22 protein-coding genes and 1 riboswitch are annotated in these 24,220 nt (G+C 45.3%); of the genes, 8 read left to right on the forward strand and 14 right to left on the reverse strand.

The window, feature by feature from the left end:
• The 3 genes from ACPUEY_RS06995 to gacA are packed head-to-tail and all read right to left on the reverse strand — an operon-like array spanning position 1 to position 3,661.
• Positions 1-1,413, reverse strand: coding sequence for a sigma-54-dependent transcriptional regulator (locus ACPUEY_RS06995; RefSeq protein WP_425121646.1), 1,413 nt, complete (start codon positions 1,411-1,413; stop codon positions 1-3).
• Between the two features lie 19 nt (positions 1,414-1,432).
• The gene (locus tag ACPUEY_RS07000; protein ID WP_425121637.1) at positions 1,433-2,998 is read right to left on the reverse strand and encodes a sensor histidine kinase; all 1,566 of its coding nucleotides are present in this window, start codon (positions 2,996-2,998) and stop codon (positions 1,433-1,435) included.
• A 27-nt stretch (positions 2,999-3,025) separates the two neighbouring features.
• Positions 3,026-3,661, reverse strand: coding sequence for a response regulator transcription factor GacA (gacA, locus tag ACPUEY_RS07005; RefSeq protein ID WP_092819249.1), 636 nt, complete (start codon positions 3,659-3,661; stop codon positions 3,026-3,028).
• A gap of 220 nt (positions 3,662-3,881) precedes the next feature.
• Between gacA and ACPUEY_RS07010 the strand changes: the two genes are divergently transcribed.
• On the forward strand, positions 3,882-4,928 hold the full coding sequence (locus tag ACPUEY_RS07010; protein ID WP_425121638.1) for a serine hydrolase: 1,047 nt from the start codon (positions 3,882-3,884) through the stop codon (positions 4,926-4,928).
• Between the two features lie 99 nt (positions 4,929-5,027).
• Here the strand turns inward: ACPUEY_RS07010 and thrC are convergent, their stop codons facing one another.
• The 4 genes from thrC to xerD form a co-directional block, all read right to left on the reverse strand.
• A complete protein-coding gene (gene thrC, locus ACPUEY_RS07015) occupies positions 5,028-6,167 on the reverse strand; it encodes a threonine synthase (protein WP_131272982.1) in 1,140 nt (379 codons plus the stop codon).
• Between the two features lie 62 nt (positions 6,168-6,229).
• A complete protein-coding gene (locus ACPUEY_RS07020) occupies positions 6,230-7,534 on the reverse strand; it encodes a homoserine dehydrogenase (RefSeq protein WP_092819202.1) in 1,305 nt (434 codons plus the stop codon).
• Between the two features lie 124 nt (positions 7,535-7,658).
• Positions 7,659-8,474 (reverse strand): DsbC family protein, encoded by an 816-nt coding sequence (locus ACPUEY_RS07025; RefSeq protein ID WP_425121639.1) that lies wholly within the window; start codon positions 8,472-8,474, stop codon positions 7,659-7,661.
• 95 nt (positions 8,475-8,569) lie between these two features.
• Complete coding sequence (gene xerD / locus ACPUEY_RS07030) at positions 8,570-9,487, reverse strand: site-specific tyrosine recombinase XerD (RefSeq protein ID WP_425121640.1); 918 nt, start codon at positions 9,485-9,487, stop codon at positions 8,570-8,572.
• A gap of 171 nt (positions 9,488-9,658) precedes the next feature.
• Between xerD and ACPUEY_RS07035 the strand changes: the two genes are divergently transcribed.
• The 5 genes from ACPUEY_RS07035 to ftsW all read left to right on the forward strand — a co-directional run bounded on the left by ACPUEY_RS07035 (position 9,659) and on the right by ftsW (position 14,796).
• Positions 9,659-9,919: a FeoA family protein gene (locus tag ACPUEY_RS07035; protein WP_395549615.1), complete on the forward strand. Its 261-nt coding sequence runs from the start codon at positions 9,659-9,661 to the stop codon at positions 9,917-9,919.
• A complete protein-coding gene (feoB, locus tag ACPUEY_RS07040) occupies positions 9,916-11,772 on the forward strand; it encodes a ferrous iron transporter B (RefSeq protein ID WP_425121641.1) in 1,857 nt (618 codons plus the stop codon). The genes ACPUEY_RS07035 and feoB overlap by 4 nt, the downstream gene beginning before the upstream one ends.
• A 30-nt stretch (positions 11,773-11,802) precedes the next feature.
• Positions 11,803-12,054, forward strand: a complete 252-nt coding sequence (locus ACPUEY_RS07045) for a DUF6587 family protein (protein ID WP_131272979.1) — start codon at positions 11,803-11,805, stop codon at positions 12,052-12,054.
• Between the two features lie 177 nt (positions 12,055-12,231).
• Entirely contained in the window at positions 12,232-13,578 is a 1,347-nt protein-coding gene (gene murD / locus ACPUEY_RS07050; protein ID WP_131272978.1) for a UDP-N-acetylmuramoyl-L-alanine--D-glutamate ligase, read from the forward strand.
• Between the two features lie 21 nt (positions 13,579-13,599).
• The gene (ftsW, locus tag ACPUEY_RS07055) at positions 13,600-14,796 is read left to right on the forward strand and encodes a putative lipid II flippase FtsW (protein WP_425121642.1); all 1,197 of its coding nucleotides are present in this window, start codon (positions 13,600-13,602) and stop codon (positions 14,794-14,796) included.
• A gap of 15 nt (positions 14,797-14,811) precedes the next feature.
• On the opposite strand, the gene ACPUEY_RS07060 is transcribed toward ftsW, so the two are convergent.
• The 7 genes from ACPUEY_RS07060 to ACPUEY_RS07090 all read right to left on the reverse strand — a co-directional run bounded on the left by ACPUEY_RS07060 (position 14,812) and on the right by ACPUEY_RS07090 (position 21,572).
• Positions 14,812-15,045, reverse strand: coding sequence for a zinc ribbon domain-containing protein (locus ACPUEY_RS07060; protein ID WP_261181127.1), 234 nt, complete (start codon positions 15,043-15,045; stop codon positions 14,812-14,814).
• A gap of 55 nt (positions 15,046-15,100) precedes the next feature.
• Complete coding sequence (gene gluQRS, locus ACPUEY_RS07065; RefSeq protein ID WP_425121643.1) at positions 15,101-16,018, reverse strand: tRNA glutamyl-Q(34) synthetase GluQRS; 918 nt, start codon at positions 16,016-16,018, stop codon at positions 15,101-15,103.
• 4 nt (positions 16,019-16,022) lie between these two features.
• On the reverse strand, positions 16,023-16,550 hold the full coding sequence (gene dksA, locus ACPUEY_RS07070; protein ID WP_092819193.1) for an RNA polymerase-binding protein DksA: 528 nt from the start codon (positions 16,548-16,550) through the stop codon (positions 16,023-16,025).
• Between the two features lie 209 nt (positions 16,551-16,759).
• Entirely contained in the window at positions 16,760-17,569 is an 810-nt protein-coding gene (gene cpdA, locus ACPUEY_RS07075) for a 3',5'-cyclic-AMP phosphodiesterase (RefSeq protein WP_261181129.1), read from the reverse strand.
• A gap of 10 nt (positions 17,570-17,579) precedes the next feature.
• The gene (locus tag ACPUEY_RS07080; RefSeq protein WP_425121644.1) at positions 17,580-18,200 is read right to left on the reverse strand and encodes an NUDIX domain-containing protein; all 621 of its coding nucleotides are present in this window, start codon (positions 18,198-18,200) and stop codon (positions 17,580-17,582) included.
• Positions 18,201-18,277: 77 nt separating this feature from the next.
• Positions 18,278-20,173, reverse strand: coding sequence for a phosphomethylpyrimidine synthase ThiC (gene thiC, locus ACPUEY_RS07085; protein WP_425121645.1), 1,896 nt, complete (start codon positions 20,171-20,173; stop codon positions 18,278-18,280).
• 110 nt (positions 20,174-20,283) lie between these two features.
• Positions 20,284-20,416, reverse strand: a riboswitch (TPP riboswitch).
• An 88-nt stretch (positions 20,417-20,504) separates the two neighbouring features.
• On the reverse strand, positions 20,505-21,572 hold the full coding sequence (locus tag ACPUEY_RS07090; protein ID WP_213074924.1) for a hypothetical protein: 1,068 nt from the start codon (positions 21,570-21,572) through the stop codon (positions 20,505-20,507).
• 271 nt (positions 21,573-21,843) lie between these two features.
• Between ACPUEY_RS07090 and ACPUEY_RS07095 the strand changes: the two genes are divergently transcribed.
• Together ACPUEY_RS07095 and phoU are read left to right on the forward strand one after the other, a co-directional pair.
• Positions 21,844-23,196, forward strand: a complete 1,353-nt coding sequence (locus ACPUEY_RS07095) for a TolC family outer membrane protein (RefSeq protein ID WP_131272970.1) — start codon at positions 21,844-21,846, stop codon at positions 23,194-23,196.
• Between the two features lie 94 nt (positions 23,197-23,290).
• On the forward strand, positions 23,291-24,007 hold the full coding sequence (phoU, locus tag ACPUEY_RS07100) for a phosphate signaling complex protein PhoU (RefSeq protein ID WP_092819188.1): 717 nt from the start codon (positions 23,291-23,293) through the stop codon (positions 24,005-24,007).
• The last annotated feature ends 213 nt before the right edge of the window (positions 24,008-24,220 follow it).

The following is a 24,220-nucleotide window of genomic DNA, read 5'->3' on the forward strand; positions in this document are numbered from 1 at the left end:
CTAGTCCTCGTCGGTATCTAAACCAAATTTCTTCAGACGATAACGCAAGGAACGGAAAGACATGCCCAGTTTCTTGGCCGCTAGGGTCCTGTTCCAATGGGTTAAATTCAGTGCATTGAGTAAAATATCTTTTTCAATATTTTCCAGATAAAGCTCCAGACCTTCATCAGGCAATTTCTTGGAAGACATCAGGATGTCACTGCGCAAGCTGTGCTGGTCTTCCGTTACCTCTGGCGCTGCCGCAGTAGGATAGCGTAAAGGTGCGCTTTGCAAGTGTTGCAAGTCGATGATTTCATCATCACTTAAGGTAATCGCGCGTTCAATGATGTTGCGCAGTTCACGCACATTGCCGGGATAATATTGACTCAGTAAAAAGTTTTTCGCACGATCAGTCAGCTGTTTTTGCGGAATAGCCCATTCCTGAGAAATTTTCTGAATAAAGTGATGGGCCAATAAAATAATATCGTCACCGCGTTCACGCAGTGGAGGCAGTACTAGATCCATGACATGGATACGGAAGAACAAGTCCTGTCTAAAGCGGCCTTGCTGAACCAGGGCTTCCAGATCCTGATGGCTGGCACTAATCACGCGGAAATCGACATCAATTTCACAGTCTGAACCGACTGGACGAATCCGTTTTTCCTGTACGGCACGCAGCAGTTTAACCTGCATACTTAAAGGCAGTTCAGCAATTTCATCCAGAAACAAACTGCCGCCGTGGGCAGATTGAATCAGACCCTGTTTGTCCTGAGTGGCGCCAGTAAAGCTGCCTTTTTTATGCCCAAACAGTTCGCTTTCCATTAATTCAGTCGGGATGGCCCCGCAGTTAATGGCAATAAAAGGGCCTTCATTGCGGTTACTGAGGCGATGCACCAGATTGGCAATGACTTCTTTTCCCGTTCCGGATTCACCGGTAATAAAGACGGGTGCCTGAGAGCGGGCAATTTTATTTAAGGTCACCCGTAACTGTTGAATCGGCAGGGATTGTCCGACCAGAAATTTTTGCTCCAGACTATCTTCCTTTATCTGTAACAGTTCTTGTGGTTTGTTGAAGGCCTTTTGCAGGAGCTGTTCCAGATGCTTCTGATTCACGGGTTTGCTGACAAAATCGAAGGCACCCGCTTTAAGTGCTGCGATGGCAATTTCCATATTGCCATATGCAGTCAGTACCGCCACCGGTATGGATGGATAATGTTGGTTAATCCATTCCACCAGTTGCAGGCCATTGCCGTCCGGCAAATTTAAGTCGGTTAAACAGGCATCATAGCGGTATTCAGACAAGAATTTTTTGGCCTGTTCAAGACGATAGGCGATATGGGTTTTAATCCCGATCCGGGATAAAGACATTTGCATGAGGGTACACAAGTCTTCCTCATCATCCACCAATAAAACAAGTGGTTGTTGTTCCACAATACACCCCAGCAATTTTCATTTATAAAGCGACTCGCAGGCATTCTATTCGAAAGCATGCTCCCTGTTCTTGTTTTACATAGTTAAGTTTTGCCTGGTTGGCTTCGCAAAAACTATGTGATAAGTATAATCCTAAACCAGTTCCCGTGATTTCGGTACTAAAAAAAGGTTTAAACAAATTAGCCAAGTCCTTGGAAGCAACACCCGCCCCAAAATCACGAACATCAATGCGCACATTGGCTTCATGTAAGTTAACATTCAATTCGATATGTGAATGTTCTGGGGAATTGTGTCGAATGGCATTGCGAATCAGGTTAATTAGCACTTGACGAAGTTGTGCCTCGTCAAAATGAACAAAAATATTACTGTGAACAGTATATTTAATTTGGGTCGCAATATCAGCCAAATCTTCCTGAATGAGTAAGGGAATAAACTGTTTCAGCTCAATGGTTGAGGGATGGGTTTCTTTATTGCGCACCATATTCAGGGTGTCTTGTATAATCCGGTCAATCCGCTGTGTCTGTTTCGAAATCATCCGGCTTAAGGTTGCCTGTTGATGCGAGTCGCTATCAATCAAAAGTTCATTGGCCTGAACAATGGCGGCTAAAGGATTGCGAATTTCATGGGCAATACTGGCGGACAATTGTCCGAGTGCCGCAAGTTTTAATTGTTGGACACGTTGATTGAGCTTGGTGGCATCCTGCAATACCAGTAGCGTCAGGGTTTGTTGTGGCACCATGAGCTTTTGCACTTCAATATGCATATGATAATGGCTGAGCTGCGATTCAAACTGAAATTTTTCTCCGTCTTGCAGTTGATCAAATTTAAGCAATTCAAATAAATCCGGCTGTGCCTTATATAAGGGATATTTGTCATAGGCATACAGTGGAGGAATGCCTAAAAGCAGGCAGGCAGCAGGATTGCTCAGCACAATATGACAGTTTTCATCTAAAACCAGGTAACCGAGTTCGATCTGTTCCAGAATATAGCGATTCAGGTTTTGCAGTCGGTTTAATTCTAAAGACTGCGAAAAATTTAAATTTTCAAGGATTTGAAAGCGTTTTACCGCAATTTGACCACTGCCATACACCACTAAAAACAGAAAGGCCAATACCGCACTATTGCCAATATTATTCAGTGAAGAAAAATCAAAAATACTGCCTATAAAAAGCTGATAAATCACGCTGATCACGGCAATCAAGGTAATGATCAGCGCCTTTTGGGCATTAAGTAATAACGAGGCGGCGAAGATAGTAATCACAAACAGCAAACTCAATTGCAGGTTCGGGCCATCTACCGCCAAGGTGAGCAAGCTTAAAGCAATAACATCGACAACAAATAACAGGGGGAGTTGCTGAGTAATTTTTAAACTTATGCTTTTTAGCGTGATTAACTGGATACAGCTGATTGATACATAACCTATCAGGGCGTAAAGATAAAGCTGCGGATAGTGATAATCGGTATTTAAACGCTGATAAGTTAACAAAAAAATCAGCAGAAGACTGGTCGCAATAATGAGTCTATAAGTACTATACCAAATGCCTAAATGATATTGGTTAAACTCAAAGGTCTGGGTCGGTTGCGTCATGCAGGTCTTCTAGCAAGCCCAAGGGCATCAAGGTTTAATTAGTCCATAGCGGATAGCCAGATGCGTCAATTTGACATCACTATCCAGATTCAGCTTTTCGAAGATGCGGTAACGGTAAGTGTTTACCGTTTTGACACTGACAAAAAGTTTATCGGCAATTTCCTGGGCACTAATACAATTCACCACCATCATCGCGACTTGCATTTCACGTTCCGACAAGGCATCGAAAGGAGACTGCTGGGTATCGGACAGATAGGAGCTGGCCAGTTGTTCAGCAATGTCGGCGCTGAAATATTTTCCACCCTGCATGACCTTGTTGATGGCGCGAACCATTTCGGAGACTGGCGCCCCTTTGGTGATATAGCCTTTAGCCCCGGCTTTCAGTAATAATGAAGGATAGGGTTCTTCCGCCAGGCCACTGACGGCCAGTACTTTGGTTTCAGGTGCTGTTTGCAATAGGCGTCGGGTCGTTTCCACCCCGCCAATGCCCGGCATGTTGACATCAAGCAAAACCACATTAGGATGATGATGACGAACCAAGTTAATCGCTTCTTCACCAGATTCAGCCTGACCAATCACTTGAACATCCGCATGATCTTCGAGCATACGGCAAATTCCAGTACGTACCAATTCATGGTCATCTACCACTAAAACTGTGATCACCGAGTTCTCCCTCATATCCAAAAAAAGCATTTTTTTGTTACATAAAGCAAAATAAGCTTGCAATGAAATGACAAAATTAGCAATCCTATTCTATATGTTTCAATTAAATGTTATACACAATGTTGTGAGCAACTAAAAGTGTTGGTCTTTGTGTCTAAATGTAAGCATTTTTGAGAAAATATACAAACGTATATTGCCTCCTTGAGTTGAGTAAATCACCGTGAAAAATTCGAAAAAGTCTTTAATGCATGTGCTAGGCATGTCAATGCTGCTAAGCATGAGTTCAACCAGTTTTGCAGAGCTGGTGATGGACACTTCTAAAGGGACGGGACAAGCGACGTTGAACTGGTCCTCTGAAGATGTGAGTCAATTATTAAACGGTGATGCTTCGGCTGAAGAAGTCTCTCCGCAAGGTTCAACAAAAGTCACGACTTCTGTCCGCAGTTCCAATGCTGTGGTCACTCATTCTGCACCTAAAACGGTACAGGTTTTAAACAATTCCAATTATGGCAATCAGCCTGCTATAAATGCCCGTGCTGCTTTGGTGATGGATGGCCAGACAGGCGAGGTTTTATACAGTAAAAACAGTAATACTGCCTTTCCGATTGCTTCCCTGACCAAGCTCATGACTGCTGTTGTGATTGCAGATGCCCGTTTAAACATGTCCGAGAAAATTACTTTACAGCAGGCGGACTTTTCCTGTTCAGGTTGCAAGAGTTCAAGCTCGACGCTGCGTGCTGGTGACAGCATGAATCGTGCCGAGGCGCTGTTATTTGCGTTGATGAAGTCTGAAAATCCGGCGGCTTCTGCATTGGCACGTACTTTCCCGGGTGGCCGTGCAGCTTTTATTTCTGCAATGAATGCTAAAGCTAAAGCCTTAGGTATGCATTCCACTCATTATATAGAGTCAACTGGTCTACATCCAGGTAATGTATCTTCAGCGCGTGACCTCGGTATTTTGGTCAATACGGCATCGCAATACGGTTTAATCCGCCAGTTCTCGACCACTCCAAGCTATGACTTTAACCTCGGTTACCGTGTATTAAAGTCTAACAATACCAATGCTTTAGTGCGTAATGGTGGCTGGAATATCAATATTTCCAAAACCGGTTATATCAATGAAGCTGGACGTTGCGTCGCAATGCATACCACTTTAAATAACCGTCCAGCGGTGGTGGTGCTTCTTGGAGCAGATTCTTCTGCGGCACGTACCAATGATGCAACCCGTTTAATGACCTGGGTTAGCCAGTTACCCAAGCGTATTTAAGGCTGAATTTGGGGAAGTAGTCAAATTTACTCAACGTTTGAATGCTTCCAAATAAAAAACCCTGCAATTGCAGGGTTTTTTATTCTGTCTAAATATGCATTACATATTAGAAAGAATAGAGTCTTTGACTTGATCCATGGTGGCATCAATTGACAGCATCACAGCATCTTGGCACTGTTTGATGGCAGTGTCAGGGTCTTTCAGGCCATTACCAGTTACTGTACATACAATGACAGAACCTTCAGCAATTTTACCTGCTTTAATGTCACGAATTGCACCACCGATAGACGCTGCAGAAGCAGGTTCTACGAAGACACCTTCGTACATCGAAAGTAGGCGCTGTGCTTCCAGGATTTCAGCATCTTGAAGTTCATCGAACCAGCCATTTGAATCACGTACCACTGCTTTGGCATGGTTCCAGCTTTGCGGGTTACCAATACGAATAGCAGTTGCAACTGTTTCAGGGTTTTCAACCGGTGCACCACGCAGGAACGGCGCAGCGCCAGATGCCTGGTAACCGACCATGGTTGGCAAGCCTTCAGGTTTAGGACCGGTGAACTGATCAGTTTCAGCATCATAAACCACTTGCTCAAACTGCTCTTTAGGCTGGTTGGCAACCGCTTCGGTATAACCCATCCAGTGTGCAGTGATGTTACCTGCGTTACCCACAGGCAAGCAGTGATAATCAGGCGCACGGCCTAACTCATCCACGATTTCATAAGCAATGGTTTTTTGACCTTGCAAACGGTAAGGGTTGATTGAGTTTACAATCGTCACAGGCGCTTGGTCAGCAACTTCTTTTACCAGACGCATACCGTCATCAAAGTTACCGCGGATTTGCATGGTGACTGCACCGTACATCATCGCTTGTGCCATTTTACCCATGGCAATTTTGCCTTCAGGAATAAGTACGAACGCTTTGATGCCGGCACGTGCAGCATAAGCAGCTGCAGCCGCAGAAGTGTTACCCGTAGACGCACAGATAATGGCTTTAGAGCCTTCTTCAACCGCTTTCGTTACCGCCATGGTCATACCACGGTCTTTAAATGAACCAGTCGGGTTTAAGCCCTCGTACTTCACATAAATTTCAACATTTTTGCCAATAATGCGAGGAATATTCTCAAGCTTGATCAGTGGCGTGTTGCCTTCGCCTAAAGAGATTGCGCGAGTTGTTGCAGACACTGGTAAACGGTCGCGATAGCGGTCAACTAAACCAGTATAACGATTGGCATTAGACATGATGATGTTCCAATTGTGTGTAGAGCTTGGCGAGAGGAGTTGAAATACTCCCCTCGACCCGATTAATTATCAAGCGATTCTAAACGAATTCGTACAATTTCGCCATGAATGACGGGCAATGCTTGAATTTGCTGAAGGGCTTCATCCATTTTTGATTCCTTGACTGGATCAGTCAGAATCACGATAGGAATAAGGTCTTTTAAGCGCGGCTGCTGCATGATCGCGTCAATGCTAATACCGGCACGGCTTAAAATGGTGGTGACATCGGCCAGAACGCCGGTTTGATCTTCGGCATTAATGCGGATGTAATAGCCTGTGGTCATTTCTTCACGTGGCAGAATGGGTAAATCGGTCAGGGCTTCAAACGCAAGCTGTGGAATGGTGCCTGCACCATCTTCTGTATAGATGATGTCACGGACAATATCGACCACATCAGCGACCACAGCAGAAGCTGTTGGTCCTGCACCTGCACCAGCACCGTAATACAGTGTTGGACCGACTGCATTGGCTTGAACCAGCACAGCATTTTTCACGCCATTAACGTTCGCAATCAATTGATCTTCCGGAATCAGGGTCGGGTGGACACGTAATTCAATCCCGGTATCGGTGCGTCGTGCAATACCCAAATGTTTGATACGGAAGCCCAAGTCTTCTGCGTATTTTACATCTTGAGCAGTCACTTTGCTGATGCCTTCAGTGAAGACCTTGTCGAACTGTAGCGGAATACCAAAGGCACATGAAGCCAGAATGGTCAGTTTATGTGCGGCATCAATGCCTTCAACGTCAAAGGTTGGATCGGCTTCAGCATAACCCAGTTCCTGTGCTTCTTTCAGCACGTCTGCAAAAGCACGGCCTTTTTCACGCATTTCACTTAAAATGAAGTTGCCTGTACCGTTAATGATGCCAGCCAGCCAGTCAATCTTGTTGGCCGCCAAGCCTTCACGAATCACTTTAATAATTGGAATACCGCCGGCAACGGCTGCTTCATAGGCAATTTGCACGGCATGGTCTTCGGCTGCTTTAAACAGCTCATTGCCATGTTCAGCAAGCAGGGCCTTGTTGGCCGTCACAATGTGCTTGCCGTGTTTCATCGCTTCCATGATGACTTCATAAGCAGGGTGAATGCCGCCCATGACTTCTACCACAACATCGACATCCGGTTGACGAACGATATCGAGCAGATCAGCACTTTGTTTCGCTGAAGCAGGCAAATCCAGATCAGGACGAGGGCGACGAGTACCGACATGGGTAATCTCAATTTCACGACCGGTGCGACGTTTAATCTCAGCAGCATTTTCTTTTAGTAGTTTAAGGGCACCACCACCCACAGTACCTAGACCGAGGATTGCCAGACGAACTGGTTTCACGTCACACTCCAAATATGTATTCAACTTTAAGCGAATCTAGATCATAGCTAAAAAAACGGCCAGACTCTAGGGCAGAAATCACTTTATCTCTACCTATTAAATTTAGTAAACGAACTGATAAAAATTAGTTATTTAAACGCTCTACCAATTCTTCAGGCGATAGATATCCACCCAGGTAAACACCCTCGCTATTATAAATGGCCGGAGTGCCATTGACGCCCATATTCAGCCCCAGCTGATATTGATCTCTGACCGGATTCTTACAGGTCGCTGGAGCAAGCGGTACACCGGCAATGGCCTGGTCAAAAGCCGCCTGACGGTCTTCACTACACCACACGCTTTCCATGGCTGGCATGAACTGCTCGCCACGTGGCCAGGCGATATAGCGTACTTCGATGCCCTTGGCATTAATTTCGCCCATATGCTCATGCAGTTTGTGGCAATACGGACAGCTGACATCGGTAAACACATACACGACATGTCTGGTTTTGCCTTGCGCTTTATAAATCAGCAAATCTTCGGCTTTTAAGTTGGCCAGCAGCTTTTTATTGGCTTCGGATTGCAGGCTTTCACTGACATTGTGAATTTTACTGTCGCCTAGACGCAGCACGTCACCCTGAATAATGTATTTGCCATCGGCAGTGGCATACACAGAGGACATGCCTTCCAGGTTGACCCAATACAGATTGGGAATCTCGGTCGCCTTAATGTTTAAAATTTTGGCATTGATATTGGCTTTCTTGAAGTGCTGCTGCAGTGTATTGATCAGCCGTTGCTGCGCATTGCGTTCTGAAAGGTTGGATGCTTCCCCGGTTGCAGGTGCACTAGCGGTTAAAGTACTTTGTTTTTTTTCATCATTATTCGAATTGGAGCAGGCCGTTAATCCCAAGCCTGCAGCAAGTGTACATGCGAGAAAAATTTTTGAACGGGTAAATAACATAAACAACCCTTTCTTGTAGGTATAAAAAACAGGTGAGTAAGCATAACAAAAAAAAATGCCTGCGATAAAATTTCTTGGTCTGATATTTGCTGCCGTTAAGCGCGTGGGTGATAAGTGGCATGTAACTGTTGCATGCGAACCTGAGCCACGTGGGTATAAATTTGCGTGGTGGACAGATCACTATGCCCAAGCAGCATCTGGACCACACGCAAGTCGGCACCATGATTGAGCAAATGGGTGGCAAAAGCATGACGCAAGGTATGCGGCGAAAGTTCGGCCTGAATTCCGGCTTGCAGTGCATAGCGCTTAATGGCGTACCAGAAATTTTGCCGGCTCATGATGCCGCCATGCTGGGTTAAAAACACATAGTCGGTGGCGGACTTATAAAGGCTGGCACGTGCTTCATGCAGATACTTTTCAATCCATTCGCAAGCGACCTGTCCCAAAGGCACCAGACGTTCCTTATTGCCTTTGCCTACAATACGCAAATAACCCTGTTTTAAATTAATCAGTTCCAGTCTTAAATTCAGTAATTCAGATACCCGCAGCCCGCAGGCATACAGCACTTCAAACATCGCCCGGTCACGTAAGCCCAGTGCCGTATTAATGTCGGGTGCGTTAATCAGGGCTTCAACATCGGCTTCAGATAAATCTTTAGGCAAGGCCCGACCAATTTTAGGGGTTTTATGGGTCGCGACCGGATTGTCGCTGCGTAATTTCTGTTCACGCAAAAATTTATAAAAGGAGCGCAGTGCAGACAGCGAGCGGGCAATCGAGCGCGGGCTTTTGCCCTGTTTGGTCAGGCTCAGTAACACATCGGCGATATCATCACTGTTCCAGTCCTGCATCGAAACCGTATTGCACTCACTACATTGAATTAAATCAGACAGATAAGCGTTGCGAGTATGCGGACTGACAGTTTGGGCAATTAAGTAATCCCGAAAGCCCTGTAAAAAACTTAAATGTTCCGGAATGTTGACGGGTGCAGGAATACGCGGCTTTTTATTGAGCATGTCACTTCTACATTGAATGAAAAATCCAAGTTTTTCTTGGACTGCATCAATGTAGACCAATTTTTTTGCAATGTCGAACGCGGCACACAAGATGAGAATTGGAATAAACCTTACTTGGTAATTATTCTCATTTGTTTGTATACTGTAGCAAATATTTTAGGATTAGATGCGGTGCGATTATCTGATTTGAAAGTGAAACAAACGGCCATCATTCGCAAAGTGAATCGTACTTTGGATGGTGATACAGCTCAGACTGATCTGGTGGCGAGTCGTTTAGAAACTTTAGGTTTTGTACCGGGAACAAAAGTTCAGGTCATTACCAAAGGTATTTTTGGGGGTGATCCTATCCTGATTCAGGTGGGATTTACCCGTTTCGCACTGCGCAAAGTTGAAGCTGAAAAGATTGAAATTGAAGAGGGGATCACTGCATGAGTGATGCGCTACGTATTGCCCTTGTAGGTAACCCTAACTGTGGTAAAACATCATTATTCAACCATTTAACCGGAACACGACAAAAAGTAGCCAACTATGCCGGGGTCACGGTTGAACGTAAAGTGGGTCAGTTTACTTTACCTTCAGCGCGAGCTGTACGTGTGCTGGATTTGCCGGGGACTTATAGTCTGGATGCAACCAGTCCGGACGAAGCGATTACCCGCGATGTGGTACAAGGCAAAATTGCAGAAGAAGGCCAGCAAGATGCATTCCTGTGTGTGGTCGATGCGACTAACCTGAAACTGCATCTGGGTCTGGTTCTGGAAATGATTGAGCTGGGCCGTCCGATTTTACTGGTATTGAACATGATGGACGAAGCGCGCCGTCGTGGTATGCAAATTAATACCCAGAAATTGTCAGAGCGTCTTGGCATTCCAGTCGTGGAAACCGTGGCCGTCCGTAATGCAGGCATTGAAAACCTGATGAATGCGCTGGATCAAGGCAAATATTCAACGCCACATACCGAACTGAGCGGTTTAAGCGGCAGCAGCCATCATAAGATTGAAACCATTTTGCATGATGTGGTGCATTCGGTAGAACAGGAAGATAAACGTTCAGATTTCCTCGATAAAATATTTTTGCATCCTGTTCTAGGTCTGGTCAGTCTGGCCCTGATGATGTTTGTTGTGTTCCAGGCGGTATTTGCCTGGGCAGCCCCCTTTATGGATGGTATTGAAGCAGCCTTCGGATGGCTGGGAGAGACCGTGGGTGAGCATATTGCACATCCATTGCTAAATAGTCTGGTGGTGGATGGAATCATTGCCGGTGCCGGTGGTGTGGTGGTGTTTCTGCCGCAGATTTTAATCCTGTTCTTTTTCATTTTGGTGCTGGAAGAATCGGGTTACCTGCCACGTGCAGCATTTTTGCTGGATAAGCTGATGTTTAAAGCCGGTCTGTCAGGTCGTGCTTTTATTCCATTACTGTCCAGCTTTGCCTGCGCGGTGCCGGGCATTATGGCCACCCGCAGCATCAGTGATCCGCGTGACCGTTTAACCACCATTTTTGTGGCACCGCTGATGACCTGTTCGGCCCGTTTGCCGGTGTATGCCTTGCTGATTGCGGCTTTTATCCCGGAAAAAATGGTCTGGGGCATATTCAATTTACAAGGTTTGGTGCTGTTTGGCCTATATATGGCCGGGATTGTCAGTGCCTTGGTTGTGGCAACCGTGCTGAAATTTTTCCAGAAAGACAAATCACAGCATATGTTGTTAATGGAATTGCCAAGCTACCGTTTCCCCGATATCAGAAGCGTCTGGATTGGCTTGCTGGATCGCGCCAAGATCTTCCTGAAACGTGTCGGTGGCATCATCTTTGCCCTGTCTATTTTACTGTGGTTTCTGTGTACCTTCCCGCAAGCTCCGGAAGGTGCGACTGCCCCGGCAATTGACTATTCCTTTGCAGGGATGCTGGGACATTTGATGCAGCCAATTTTTGCCCCACTGGGCTTTAACTGGCAAATCTGCATTGCTTTAATTCCGGCGATGGCGGCTCGTGAAGTGGTGGTGGCTGCACTGGGTACCGTATATGCACTTTCTGCGGTAGATGAGGATGCCATGTCACAGGGTCTGGCCTCTATTATTGGTAGTACAGGTGAACTGGGCTGGTCATTGGCGACCGGTTTGTCCCTGCTGGTCTGGTTTATCTATGCGCCGCATTGTTTGGCGACGCTGGCCACGGTACGCCGTGAAACAGGGTCGTGGAAAACCATGTCTTTTATGACTCTTTACCTGTTTGGTCTGGCATATCTGATGTCATTCCTGACCTATCAAATTGCTTCACATTACTTTGGATAAGCTTATTTAAGGCTGTGAAAGGAGACTGAAATGATTGAAATTCTGATAGTGGCTGCTTTGGTCCTTTGGAGTGCTGTCGTGGTGTTCAAGAAAGTTTTTCCCCGAACATCAAACTCGGTCTTCACGGCACTGTCTCAGTACTGTGCAAAGCAAGGCTGGACAGCGTTGGCGAAGTGGTTAAAGCCGGCGATGGTTTCAGGTTGCGGAGGGAGCTGTGGCTGTGCTGCAAATGAAGAACAGGTTCCGAAAAAACCTGAAGTCCAGGCAGTAAAATGGAAATAACTTTCAAGTTATATTTCCCTCTTCAATAAGAATTTTGCAAAACCGTCATTTTTATGACGGTTTTTTTACGCGCTGACACAAAAAAGCCGAGATAAAGTCAAAACAGAAAAAGCATTCAAAACAGCAAAGTGCTAACATTTTGTCAGTTTTAGAAACAGACCATAAAATGGGGCAAAAATGTTAATACAGCGTGGTGGATTAAAAGTTGTTGCAGGACTCGGAATTTCAGGTGTTGCAGCAGTCAATTTCTTACATGAACATGGCTACCGCGTTGCAGCAACAGATTCTCGAAAGACACCTCCCGGATATGACCAGATTCCTGCCGATGTTCAGACCAGTTTTGGTCAGCTTGATCAAGAGCTCTTAATGCAAGCAGAAGAAATTGTGATCAGTCCGGGGCTTGATCCAAAGATTCCAGAAATTCAGGCGGCGATTGCCCAAGGCATTCCAGTGGTCAGTGAAATTCAGATTTTGCGCCGTGCCACCGATAAACCGATTGTGGCGATTACCGGTTCAAATGCCAAAAGTACCGTAACGACCCTGATTGGCCTAATGGCCAAAGATGCCGGCAAGAAAGTGGCGGTAGGCGGTAATTTAGGTCGTCCGGCACTGGATTTAACCAAAGACGATCCTGAACTGTATATTCTGGAATTGTCCAGCTTCCAGTTGGAAACCACCTCGAATTTGAATGCAGAAGTGGCCGTGGTACTCAACATGAGTGAAGATCATCTTGATCGTCATGGCGATATGTTTGGTTATCACACTGCAAAACATCGTATTTTCCAGGGCGTGAAAAAAGTCGTGTTTAACCGTGATGATTCACTTACTCGTCCACTGGTTCCCGATACGACACCCATGCAGAGCTTTGGCCTGAATGCACCGGATTTAAATCAGTACGGCATCTTGAAAGAAGATAATGGCACGATCTGGCTGGCACGTGGCCGTGAGCGCCTGTTGAAAAGTGCAGACATGTACATTCAAGGGACGCATAACGTAGCCAATGCCTTGGCTTGCCTGGCTTTGGGTGAAGCCATTGGTTTACCGCTGGACAGCATGCTGGAAACGCTGAAAACCTTTAAAGGCCTGGAACACCGCTGTGAATTTGTCAAAGAAGTACATGGCGTCCGTTATTATAATGACTCCAAAGGGACCAATATTGGCGCAACACTGGCGGCCATTGATGGTTTAGGTGCAGCGATTGAGCCGCAACAGGGTAAAGTCGCGATCATTCTGGGTGGGCAGGGTAAAGGTCAGGATTTCACTGCATTACGCGAGTCTTTAAGCAAATATGCCAAAGTCGCGGTTTTAATTGGTGAAGATCGTCCAATTATTGAAGCAGCCATTCAAGGCACCACGACATTGCTTCATGCCGAATCTTTAAAAGAAGCGGTGGAATTATGCCAGCAACATACCCAAGCGCATGATGTGGTGTTATTGTCACCTGCATGTGCAAGTTTTGATATGTTTAAGGGTTATAGTGAACGTGGACACCAGTTTGTTGAATGTGTGAACACACTTGCTTAGAAGAACGATAAGGAAAGTTGTATGGCTGGGTTAGCTCAGACGACCATAAATAAAATTAATCAGCTCTACAATGAGTGGGGATCGAAAATTCCCGCGGAAGTAACGCCACGTAATGTACTGATTTTCTGTGTAATTGCCTTGCTATGTATTGGCTCCATCATGGTGGCATCGGCATCGATGCCCTATGCAGACCGTTTACATGAAAATCCATTTCATTTTGTGATTCGACACGGCATTTCCATTTTTGCGGCAGGCTTAGCTGCATTTCTGGCGTATAAAGTGTCGCTGAATGTCTGGTTTAATAATACCTTCCCGCTGTGGATCATGACCATTTTGTTGCTGGCTGTGGTATTGGTCGTCGGTACAGAGGTCAATGGTTCCACCCGCTGGATTCGTATTGCTGGCTTTACCTTGCAGGCCTCCGAAGTGGCCAAGGTCATGATGGCCATCTTTACTGCAGATTATGTGGTACGACGGGCAAAAGAGGTGAGAAGCAGTGCTTCCGGCCTGTATCGACTGGTCGGCGTGATGATCATCACGGTAGGCTTGATCCTGCTGGAACCAGATCTGGGTGCGACTGCGGTGATCGTCCTGATGATTTTAGGTGTGTTCTTCCTGGCGGGGGCACCGCCGATCCAGTTTATTTTCTTCCTGATCGCGATTGTATGCGCTTTGGCTGCGGCGATTATTTTCGAGCCTTACCGTTTACAGCGTGCCTTGTCTTTTACCAATCCATGGGCGGATCCCTTGGGCACCGGCTATCAGCTTTCCAATGCATTGATGGCCTTTGGCCGGGGTGAATGGACTGGGGTAGGGCTGGGTCATAGTATCCAGAAAATGTCTTACCTGCCTGAAGCGCATACGGACTTTATGCTGGCGATTCTGGGTGAGGAATTCGGCTTTTTCGGGATCAGCACGGTATTGATCCTGTCCTTCATGATGGTGGTGTGCTGTATCAAGATTGGACATCGTGCCTTGCAGTATCAATACTTGCGTGCAGGTTATCTGGCCTATGGCATCAGTATCATCTTCCTGCTGCAAATTCTGGTGAATGCCGGGATGAATATGGGCATGTTGCCGACCAAAGGTTTGACCTTGCCGTTTATCAGTTATGGCGGTTCATCGTTAATTATGTGTGCAGTGATGATCAGCCTGATTTTGAAAATTGATGCCACTACACAAAAAGCCAATCCAAGCAAAGAAGAGTCAAGCTTCTAGCGTTGATTCGGACGATCAGTCTGGCTGAGCATGGTTTAACACTGTGCTCGGCATTTCCGTTCCACAATGTAAGCATTTCACAAATTCTCCTTTTGCCTTGGACAGGGGAATCAGCGGGATAAAAAATAAAGAAAAATAATTGCGTTGCTGTTTCAATTCATAAGCACTTCGGGTTCTGCATACCGGACATAAAAACTGACTTTTCTCGACCACTTTGGTTTTAGGACCAATGCCAAATATAAAAAACATTTTGAGTCTGCCATTGTCTGCTGTAGGTATTTTTAGCTTAACGATAATCCGAGGTTTATAAATAGCTGCCGTGTAGCTCAGTTGTATGTGGAATGAAGTCTGTATTCCACTGGGCAATGGCCTGTTTCAGCATATGTTCCGGTAGGTCTAAATCGACTTCCGGCTGGTGCAAGGCGCGAATGGCTTGTTGCAATAATTCGGGAGCACGCTTGAGATCGAGTGCTTGGGCCAGATTCTGTTTAGAGAGTTTCTGTCCCTGAGCGTTCATTGCTAAAGGCAGATGCATATATTCAAGTTGCGGATAACCCAGCAGCGAACCGAGCCAGATTTGCCTTTCGGTATTATCCAGCAGGTCGGCACCGCGAACCACATGGGTCATGCCTTGCAGATAATCATCGACCACCACTGCCAGCTGGTAATTGATAATGCCATCACGGCGCTTCAACACAAAATCACCCAGGTCGTGTTGCAGATTGGAACAATGGGTTCCTTGCAGGCGATCGGTGAAACAAATGGCCTGATTTGATACTTTCAGACGAATGGCCTGCTGCTCGAAAGGCAGGTTTAAATCGCGGCAGGTTCCGACGTAGATATGATTGGAGCCGAGCATTTTACGGGTGCACTGGCAGGCATAGACCCAGCCTTTCTGATGCAGCTGTTCTATGACAGATTCATAAATATCGAGGCGATCTTTCTGGAAAATGATCTCGGCATCGGGCTCAAACTGGAACGCATCGATTGAGCGCAGGATATGTTCTTCACTACCGGGATAAATGCGCGGAATGTCGGTATCTTCAATCCGGACCAGCCATTGACCCTGATGGGCACGGGCATCGCAATAACTGGCCACCGCTGTAATGAGTGAACCAAAATGCAAAGGGCCGGTTGGCGATGGCGCAAACCGACCCACGTAATTCTCTTCTGCTTTCCCTCCCTTTCTTAAAGGGAGGGTCAGGGAGGGATTACTTAACACAGTATTAACCGTTATTTTGCTTCTCTTTGATTTCTGCCAGGGTTTTGCAGTCAATACAAAGGGTAGCCGTTGGACGTGCTTCAAGACGACGCAGGCCAATTTCAATACCACATGTTTCACAGAAACCGTAATCGTCGTTTTTAATCGCTTCGATAGATTGCTCAATCTTGCGGATCAGCTTGCGTTCACGGTCACGGGTACGGAGTTCGATGGCAAACTCTTCTTCTTGTGTGGCACGGTCATTCACGTCAGGCAATGCGGTATTTTCGTCTTGCATGGTGTTTAGGGTGCGGTCTACTTCAGACATCAACTCTGCTTTCCATGCCATCAAGATCTGGCGGAAATGCTCAAGCTGTCCTTCAGACATGTATTCTTCATTTTTTTTAGGCTGATAAGGTGCAATACCAAATAAGCTAGCAGTAGAACCACTTTCTGACGCTTTTGGCTTTGTTTTACGCACGCGTTTGGTAGATTTTTCATCTACAACATCAGTTTGTTCGTCCAAGACTTGATTTTGGTTGTCATTCGCCATATAGGGCATTCCTCATCATATGCGTACTATCTATACGCAAAAAATATGGTGATATGCAAGTGTTTTTATCCAACCCTAAGGAGATTTTCCTTCGAGGGTCGTCATCATATAGACTTTTTGTGCTTTTTGATAGTCTTTGATGCTTGGATTCTATCGATCATGCTTCCTTCAGAAGCCATAAAGTAATAGAAAAAAAGCAAAATGAAAAGTTAATAACCTGAAATTTCACCATTAATTTGTTGTCGTGCTGTTTGGACTCGGTGAATTTGGGTTTCAAGTTCACCATTGGCTTTTAAATGCAGGACACGAAAACCCGGCATTTCATTATCCAGGGCAAAATCTTCACTGAAAGGTTTGAACTGAACACAGGTGGATGGCGTAGAAAAAAACCGGATGTGCTGCCATTCATGACAGGAATCCTGATGTACGTGACCAAAAATAACTGCCTTGACATTGCTGTGCTTGGCCAGAATGTCGGTCAGGTTTTCAGTGTTTTTCAGCATATGCTGATCGATCCATTTGGATTGCATTGCAAAAGGATGATGATGGCATGCCACGATCACGGATTGCTGTTGCAGTTTTGCTAAAAGTATATCCAGTTGTTGCAATTGCTCTTGTTCAATCCAGCCGTCTATTCTGTCGGGTACAGCACTGTTTAACAGCACAAAGCTCCATCTGCCAAAATGAATGGCCTGCACCTCGTCCTTATTTTGGTAAAAAGGGAAGAGATCAATATTGTCATGATTGCCCGGAATTTGATAAAACGGGATTCCTAGCCGCTGCATGAAAGACAGATAACGGCTATAGGTTTCTGCAACCGGGACTTGAGCCAGGTCACCCGTATTGATAATGGCATCGACATTTGGATATTGCTGTCGAATTTGCTGCATAACCGATTGAAAGCTGTGTTCTGGATTCATGTGCACAAATTCTAAATCTTCCTGATTCATCAAATGTGTGTCTGAAATTTGAATAATGGTCCAGTCTTGCTGATCTTCGTTGTGCTGGTATAAAGTCATGTCCGACTCCTTAGACATTCCTTGTTGTTTTAATATGTTGTTGCAGCCATTGCAAGGCCATTATGACCGGTGCATTCTTTAAGCGACCATTACACAGTAAGGTGGCTATTTCACTATAATCAATGATATGCAGTTGAATGTTTTCTCCTTCATCCGGCATGCCAAAGATTCCGCCCTGCTTCGGAAGATGGGTCTGGGCACTGTATAAATGGAACAGTTCAGAGCAGGCCCCAGCCGAAGGATAAAAGCTGAATAAAAGCTGCAACTGATCAATCTCACAGCCTGATTCTTCCAGGCTCTCACGACGTATACAGCTTTCCGGCGATTCATCCCCATCGAGTACACCGGCAATCACTTCCAGTTGCCAGGGAGATTCTGGATCATCCATTGCACCGACACGGAATTGTTCAATCAGGGCAAATTTCTGCTGGGCATCATCATAAATCAGTACACCTGCCGCTTCAGGGCGGTGAATCAGTTCACGCTGCATGACCGGAGTGAATTCGCTCTGGTTAAATAAACGATGGCAGAGATTGACTTTTTCAACCTGAATGAAGCCACGAAAAAGATATTCACGGGACTGAATTTTGACTTGGTCGCGGTTATATGTCGCTTGTTTAATAATGTTCATATAGCTCAGTCAGGATGAAAAGCATACATTCATCCTAACTGAGAATTTTATGAAAATAAAAGATTTTTTTTTAAGAATTACAGCTTGTGGTACAATTTTTGACCATGTTCATGGTAGCTGGTTTTCATGGCATTCAAACCTGCTTCAATCTCTGTATCCTGTTCTTGGCGCTGTCCCTCGTTGCTTTGATTTTTCGCATAATCCCTCACATTTTGAGTGATTTTCATCGAACAGAATTTAGGACCACACATGGAACAGAAATGTGCAGACTTGTGCGCTTCCTTCGGCATGGTTTCATCATGCATGCTACGTGCAGTATCCGGGTCCAGACTCAAATTGAACTGATCTTCCCAGCGGAATTCGAAACGCGCTTTGGATAGGGCATTATCACGCACCTGCGAACCCGGATGTCCCTTGGCCAAATCGGCTGCATGGGCAGCAATTTTATAGGTGATGATACCGTCTTTGACATCTTTCTTGTTCGGCAGGCCTAAATGCTCTTTCGGGGTGACATAGCACAGCATGGCAGTACCGTACCAGCCAATCATGGCCGCGCCAATTGCCGAGGTAATGTGGTCATAGCCTGGGGCAATATCAGTGGTTAAAGGACCGAGGGTATAGAAAGGGGCTTCCTGACAAACTTCCAGTTGCAGATTCATATTCTCTTTGACCATGTGCATTGGTACATGCCCCGGACCTTCAATCATCACCTGTACATCATGTTCCCAGGCACGATGGGTCAGTTCGCCCAAAGTACGCAGTTCACTAAACTGTGCTTCGTCATTGGCATCCTGAATACAGCCCGGACGCAAGCCATCCCCCAGGCTGAAGGATACATCATAGGCTTTCATAATTTCGCAGATTTCATCAAAATGCGTATAGAGGAAATTTTCCTGATGATGCGCCAGACACCACTGCGCCATGATGGAACCGCCGCGTGAGACAATTCCGGTTAAGCGGTTGGCAGTTAAAGGTACATATCTTAAAAGCACACCCGCATGAATGGTGAAATAGTCCACGCCCTGTTCGGCCTGTTCAATCAGGGTGTCTTTAAAGATTTCCCAAGTCAGGTCTTCGGCAACACCATTTACTTTTTCCAGCGCCTGATAAATCGGGACGGTACCAATTGGAACCGGAGAGTTGCGGATAATCCATTCACGGGTTTCATGAATATTTTTGCCGGTCGACAAATCCATAATGGTGTCTGCGCCCCAGCGGGTCGCCCAGGTCATTTTTGCCACTTCTTCATCAATGCTGGAACCGAGCGCGGAGTTGCCAATGTTGGCATTGATTTTCACCAGGAAATTACGGCCGATAATCATCGGCTCAATTTCAGGATGGTTAATATTGGCCGGAATAATGGCGCGGCCTTCCGCGACTTCCTGACGCACGAATTCAGGGGTAATTTCGGTCAGGTTTTTGGCCCCGAAATTTTGCCCGGCATGCTGGCGTGCATCCACATCTTCCTGCTGGCGCTGGTTTTCACGAATGGCGATATATTCCATTTCCGGGGTAATGATACCCTGACGTGCATAGTGCATCTGGGTCACATTTTTGCCCGCTTTGGCACGGCGCGGCTTTTGAATATGGGCGAAACGGATGTCTGCCGTGCGAATATCCTTCAGGCGTTCCTGTCCAAAAACAGAACTCAGGGTCGCTAATCGTTCCGTATCCTGGCGTTCCTCAATCCATGTTTCACGCACATTGGGCAAACCTTTATTCAGGTTAATGGCCACGTTCGGGTCGGTATAAACGCCTGACGTGTCATAGACCATAATGGCCGGATTGTGTTCGCCACCCAGACCGGTTGGGGTCTCGGTCAGGGAAATTTCACGCATGGGAACCTGAATGTCGCTACGTGAACCTTGAATGTAGACTTTTCTGGAAGCGGGTAAAATTCGGGTGAGATCTTTGGCATCTTGCTCATGTTGAGCGGAAATATCTGTTGCAGAGCGATTCGTTAATTGGTCCATGGTAATGATCCTTGTGAATGACATCAACGAATCAAGCACGACCAAAAACGTGGCTGTTTTATCCGGATAGATTGATTGTAAAAATCAGCATGGATAAATTGAAGGCTTAGGTTTTTTGATGGCTTGATTCCTACGCAGGTCTTAACCTGATCAGGTTCAACGGTACTCACCATCAAATGCCATAGCTGCATATAGAATTTAGGTGATCTCAGCAAGTTATTACTCGCGCTCCGTCAAGCTATGCGTCATCTTAACATGCCGAACCACAAAAAAACATTCACATAAAATATCGCTTTTGCCTGGGGTATTGAACAGGGAGAGCGACCCAGGCTTAAAGACAAACCGCATCACTAAAACAGTCGCGCGGGTTGGAAAGGCTTAGATTTTGTAGACCTAAATATTCATCTAACTGTTTGAGTGCAAGCTGCTTTTCAGACATCGACTGTTGTTCTTTAGGGCTGAGCTGGACTGGAATTTCTTTTAAACGCTGCTGTTCAGATAATTGCAGAAATTGCAGAAACTTGTTCGCTTGAACGGCTAAATGTGAATTTTTGACCTGGGCTAATTTTTCAATTTCATCCAGCGAACTACTTTGGATGGCATATTGATCCAGATAAGTATCCGAGACAGGTGAATCACTCATGCCTTTAAATAAAAACAGGGTATACATCTGTAAAAGATACTCAGCATCTTTGCGATAGCTGCTCTTTGGATATTGATTTAAATAATCTTCCCAAAATAAAGCTCGGGACACAATTTCGTGCGGTTCAATAATTAGGATTTGATCTGAAAATACCGGTAGCATATTTTGGCTAGCCAAATTTTCGATAAAGACCTGTTCGGCTGGCGGCATATAAGGCGCAAAAATTCTGGCTAAATATTCAGGACTGCGGCGATAATTGACCCGGTCTTTACCCGTATCATACATCTCTATATATGCCTGCCCTTTATGTTTCAATAAATATTGATCACGTAAATTCAGTTGTTCAAAATGATTCTGTTGAATGGTGGGGTGCTGGGACAAATCAAAAGCATAGGCTTCGAAAGCAACTTGTTGCGGCGCCGTTCTGTCCACGCGGAGAAAGTTGTTATACATTTGATTGGAGAGTTTTAATAAATGCTGTTGTTCTGCAAATGTAGACAGCGGCAAGCATAATTTTAAATCCTGATTGATCTGTTCCAAGGCAAAAGTGGTACGTTCAGAATTAATAGCCAGCATATTTTTTTCAAGGTTTTTACATAATAGCGATAAATCTACCGTTTCATCTTGTTGTGATTGTTTTTGTACCTGTTCCGGGATAGGTTGAGGCTCGGGTTTTTGACACCCGAGCAGAAGCATAAAAATAAAAAAGGGAAAGCATTGCTTAACAGAAAATTTTGTTTTTAAAGGCACAGTCATTCTATATCGGGTACATGCGGCAATGATTTATAGGGGAGATGGATATTTTATAACTGAAAAAGTCTTTGTCTGTGTAGTATTATGAAGGGTTTTGGTTACGCGCTGTGATTATCGGAAAATAATTATGGAGACTAATGGATAATGCGGGTACATATTGTAAAAATTAATAAAAATCATACGGAAAATTGAGAAGATCATTTTAATATTGCATAGCCTTTATTATAAATATGCGTGTCTATGGATGGTCGCGAGTCGGGATTTACGATAAAAAATGGATATTAAAATAGTCATTGGTGCATGTGCGTTGTTGTTCAGCTCATGGAGTCATGCTTTAGATTTGGTGGAAGCCTATCAGCGGGCAAAAAACAGCGATCCCAATTGGCAAGCCAATCTTTTACAGTATGAAGCAGATCAACTCAATTTGGGCATTGCCAAAGGGAATTTACTGCCAACGGTGACTATTTCTGGAAATGTGGCGCGTAAAAGCCAGCAGACCAGTGACAGCACTATTCCGGGTTTTCCTTCCGATGCATTTGCGGCTTCATCGTCCAATACTCGACAAATTGCCATTACTGCACGCCAGCCGATCTTCCGCTGGGATGCCTGGGAAGGTTTAAAACAGGTCAAAACGTCCGTCAGCCTGAGTGAAATCACTTTACAATTGCAGCGCCAGGAACACATTTTAAATGTTTCTGAAAGTTATTTTAATGTATTGCGTCAGCAGAGTTTAACCGTAGCCAATCTTCAGGAAGAAAAAGCTCTGTTCGAACAGCTGAATGTCATGAATGCTAAACTGAAAGAAGGCCTGGTGGCAAAAAGCGATGTCAGTGAGGCCAATGCACAATATGAAAGTGCCCGGGCCAACCGAATTGCCACGCATGTGCAACTGGTTTTGGCACAGGAACAACTGTCCCAGTTAATCGGACCCTATCAAGAAAGTCTAGCCGTACTCCGGGACGATTTTCAATTTCAGAAGCCTTATCCAGCAGATCTGGATGCCTGGACAGCGCTGGCACTCAGCCAGAATCTTTCTGTTCAGCAGGCACGCATACAGCAGCATTATGCAGAAGACCAGAAGCGGGTAGAAAAAGCCGCCTTATATCCACAAATTGAGGCGGTAGGGACGTATGGTTATATCAAGCAGTCCCCGCAAAATGTGGTGTCCAGCGATGGCAAGTTTGACCAGATTGGCGTAGAGATGAACTGGAACGTTTATACCGGGGGCAGAACACAGAAATCCATTCAAAAAGCCGCGGTGAACGTGAAAAAAAGCGAATCTCAACTGGATGCTGCGATTCGCAAGGCCAATACCGATGTGAAAAAATCTTATATGCAGGTAGAAACCGATCAAGCCAAATTGCAGGCACGAAAAGCTGCCATGGATTCCTCGGAAGTGGTTTCCCGGGCCTCTCAGGCACAATATCAGGAAGGCTTAAAAACCATGGTCGATGTGCTGCTGGCCCAACGCAATGCTTTTTCTGCCAAACAGGATTATTTAAACGCAAAATATGATTATTTGATTAATGTGCTGCGTTTAAAAGCATCGGTCGGTAAATTGACCGAAAAAGACCTTGAAGAAATGAATGCCTGGCTGGTTGACAAGTCGTTCAAGCCGGCCGGCTAATCTTGCAGTTTTTGTCATAAAAACTTCATAGTTGATATGCTTTAATATTGAACACAATCATTCATTTTAAAATCGCTGTTGTGGAGTACGTCCCTTGCCAAATAATCCGGTGTTAAATCACCATATTTCTTCGCAATTTAATGAAGATTTGCAAGATGTAAATACCAAATTCATGACCATGGGGGGCCTGGTCGAACAGCAAGTGGCCAACAGTATTCATGCCTTGTTGGATACCGATGCCACTTTAGCGATTGAGGTGCAATTTCAGGACAATGTGGTCAATCGTATGGAAACCGAGATTGATGAAGCCTTGACCCTGATTCTGGCACGCCGTCATCCTGCTGCAATTGATTTGCGTATGGTCATTGCCATGTCCAAGGCCAATACTGACCTGGAACGTATTGGTGATGAAGCGGCAAAAATTGCCCGTATTGCACAAAATTTATGTGAAGAGGGCAGTTCACCGCGTGGTTATATGGAAACCCGTCATATTGGTAATCAGGTTCGGGTGATGATTCATGACGCCCTGGATGCTTTTGCCCGTCTGGATGTTGATCAGGCTTTGCGTGTGCTGCTGGCCGATGCCGATATTGACCGTGAATACCAGTCTGCGACCCGTACTTTAATGACGTATATGATTGAAGATCCGCGGCATATTTCCCGGGTCATCAATGTGATGTGGGTGCTGCGTTCTCTGGAACGGATTGGCGACCATGCCCGCAATATTTCTGAACAAGTCATTTATATGGTCAAGGGTTTAGATGTACGCCATACCAGCGTAGAAGAGATTGAACAAAAAGTTCAGCGTTAATTACTAGAATAATTAAATAAAAAGCCTGCAATTTGCAGGCTTTTTTGTTTCAAAAATTTCTTTATCAGCAGGGGGGCTTAATAACTCCCTAGCTTAAAAATCTGGTGGTGTTTCAAAAAGTATGCTGAAAAAAACAATATGGCTTTTGATAAAATAGAGGTATGAAAATAACGCTACAAATCAAATGTCCTACCTGTCTAAGTAACAATATAA

The organism is Acinetobacter sp. G11, assembly GCF_049808495.1.
Classification (GTDB): domain Bacteria; phylum Pseudomonadota; class Gammaproteobacteria; order Pseudomonadales; family Moraxellaceae; genus Acinetobacter; species Acinetobacter kookii.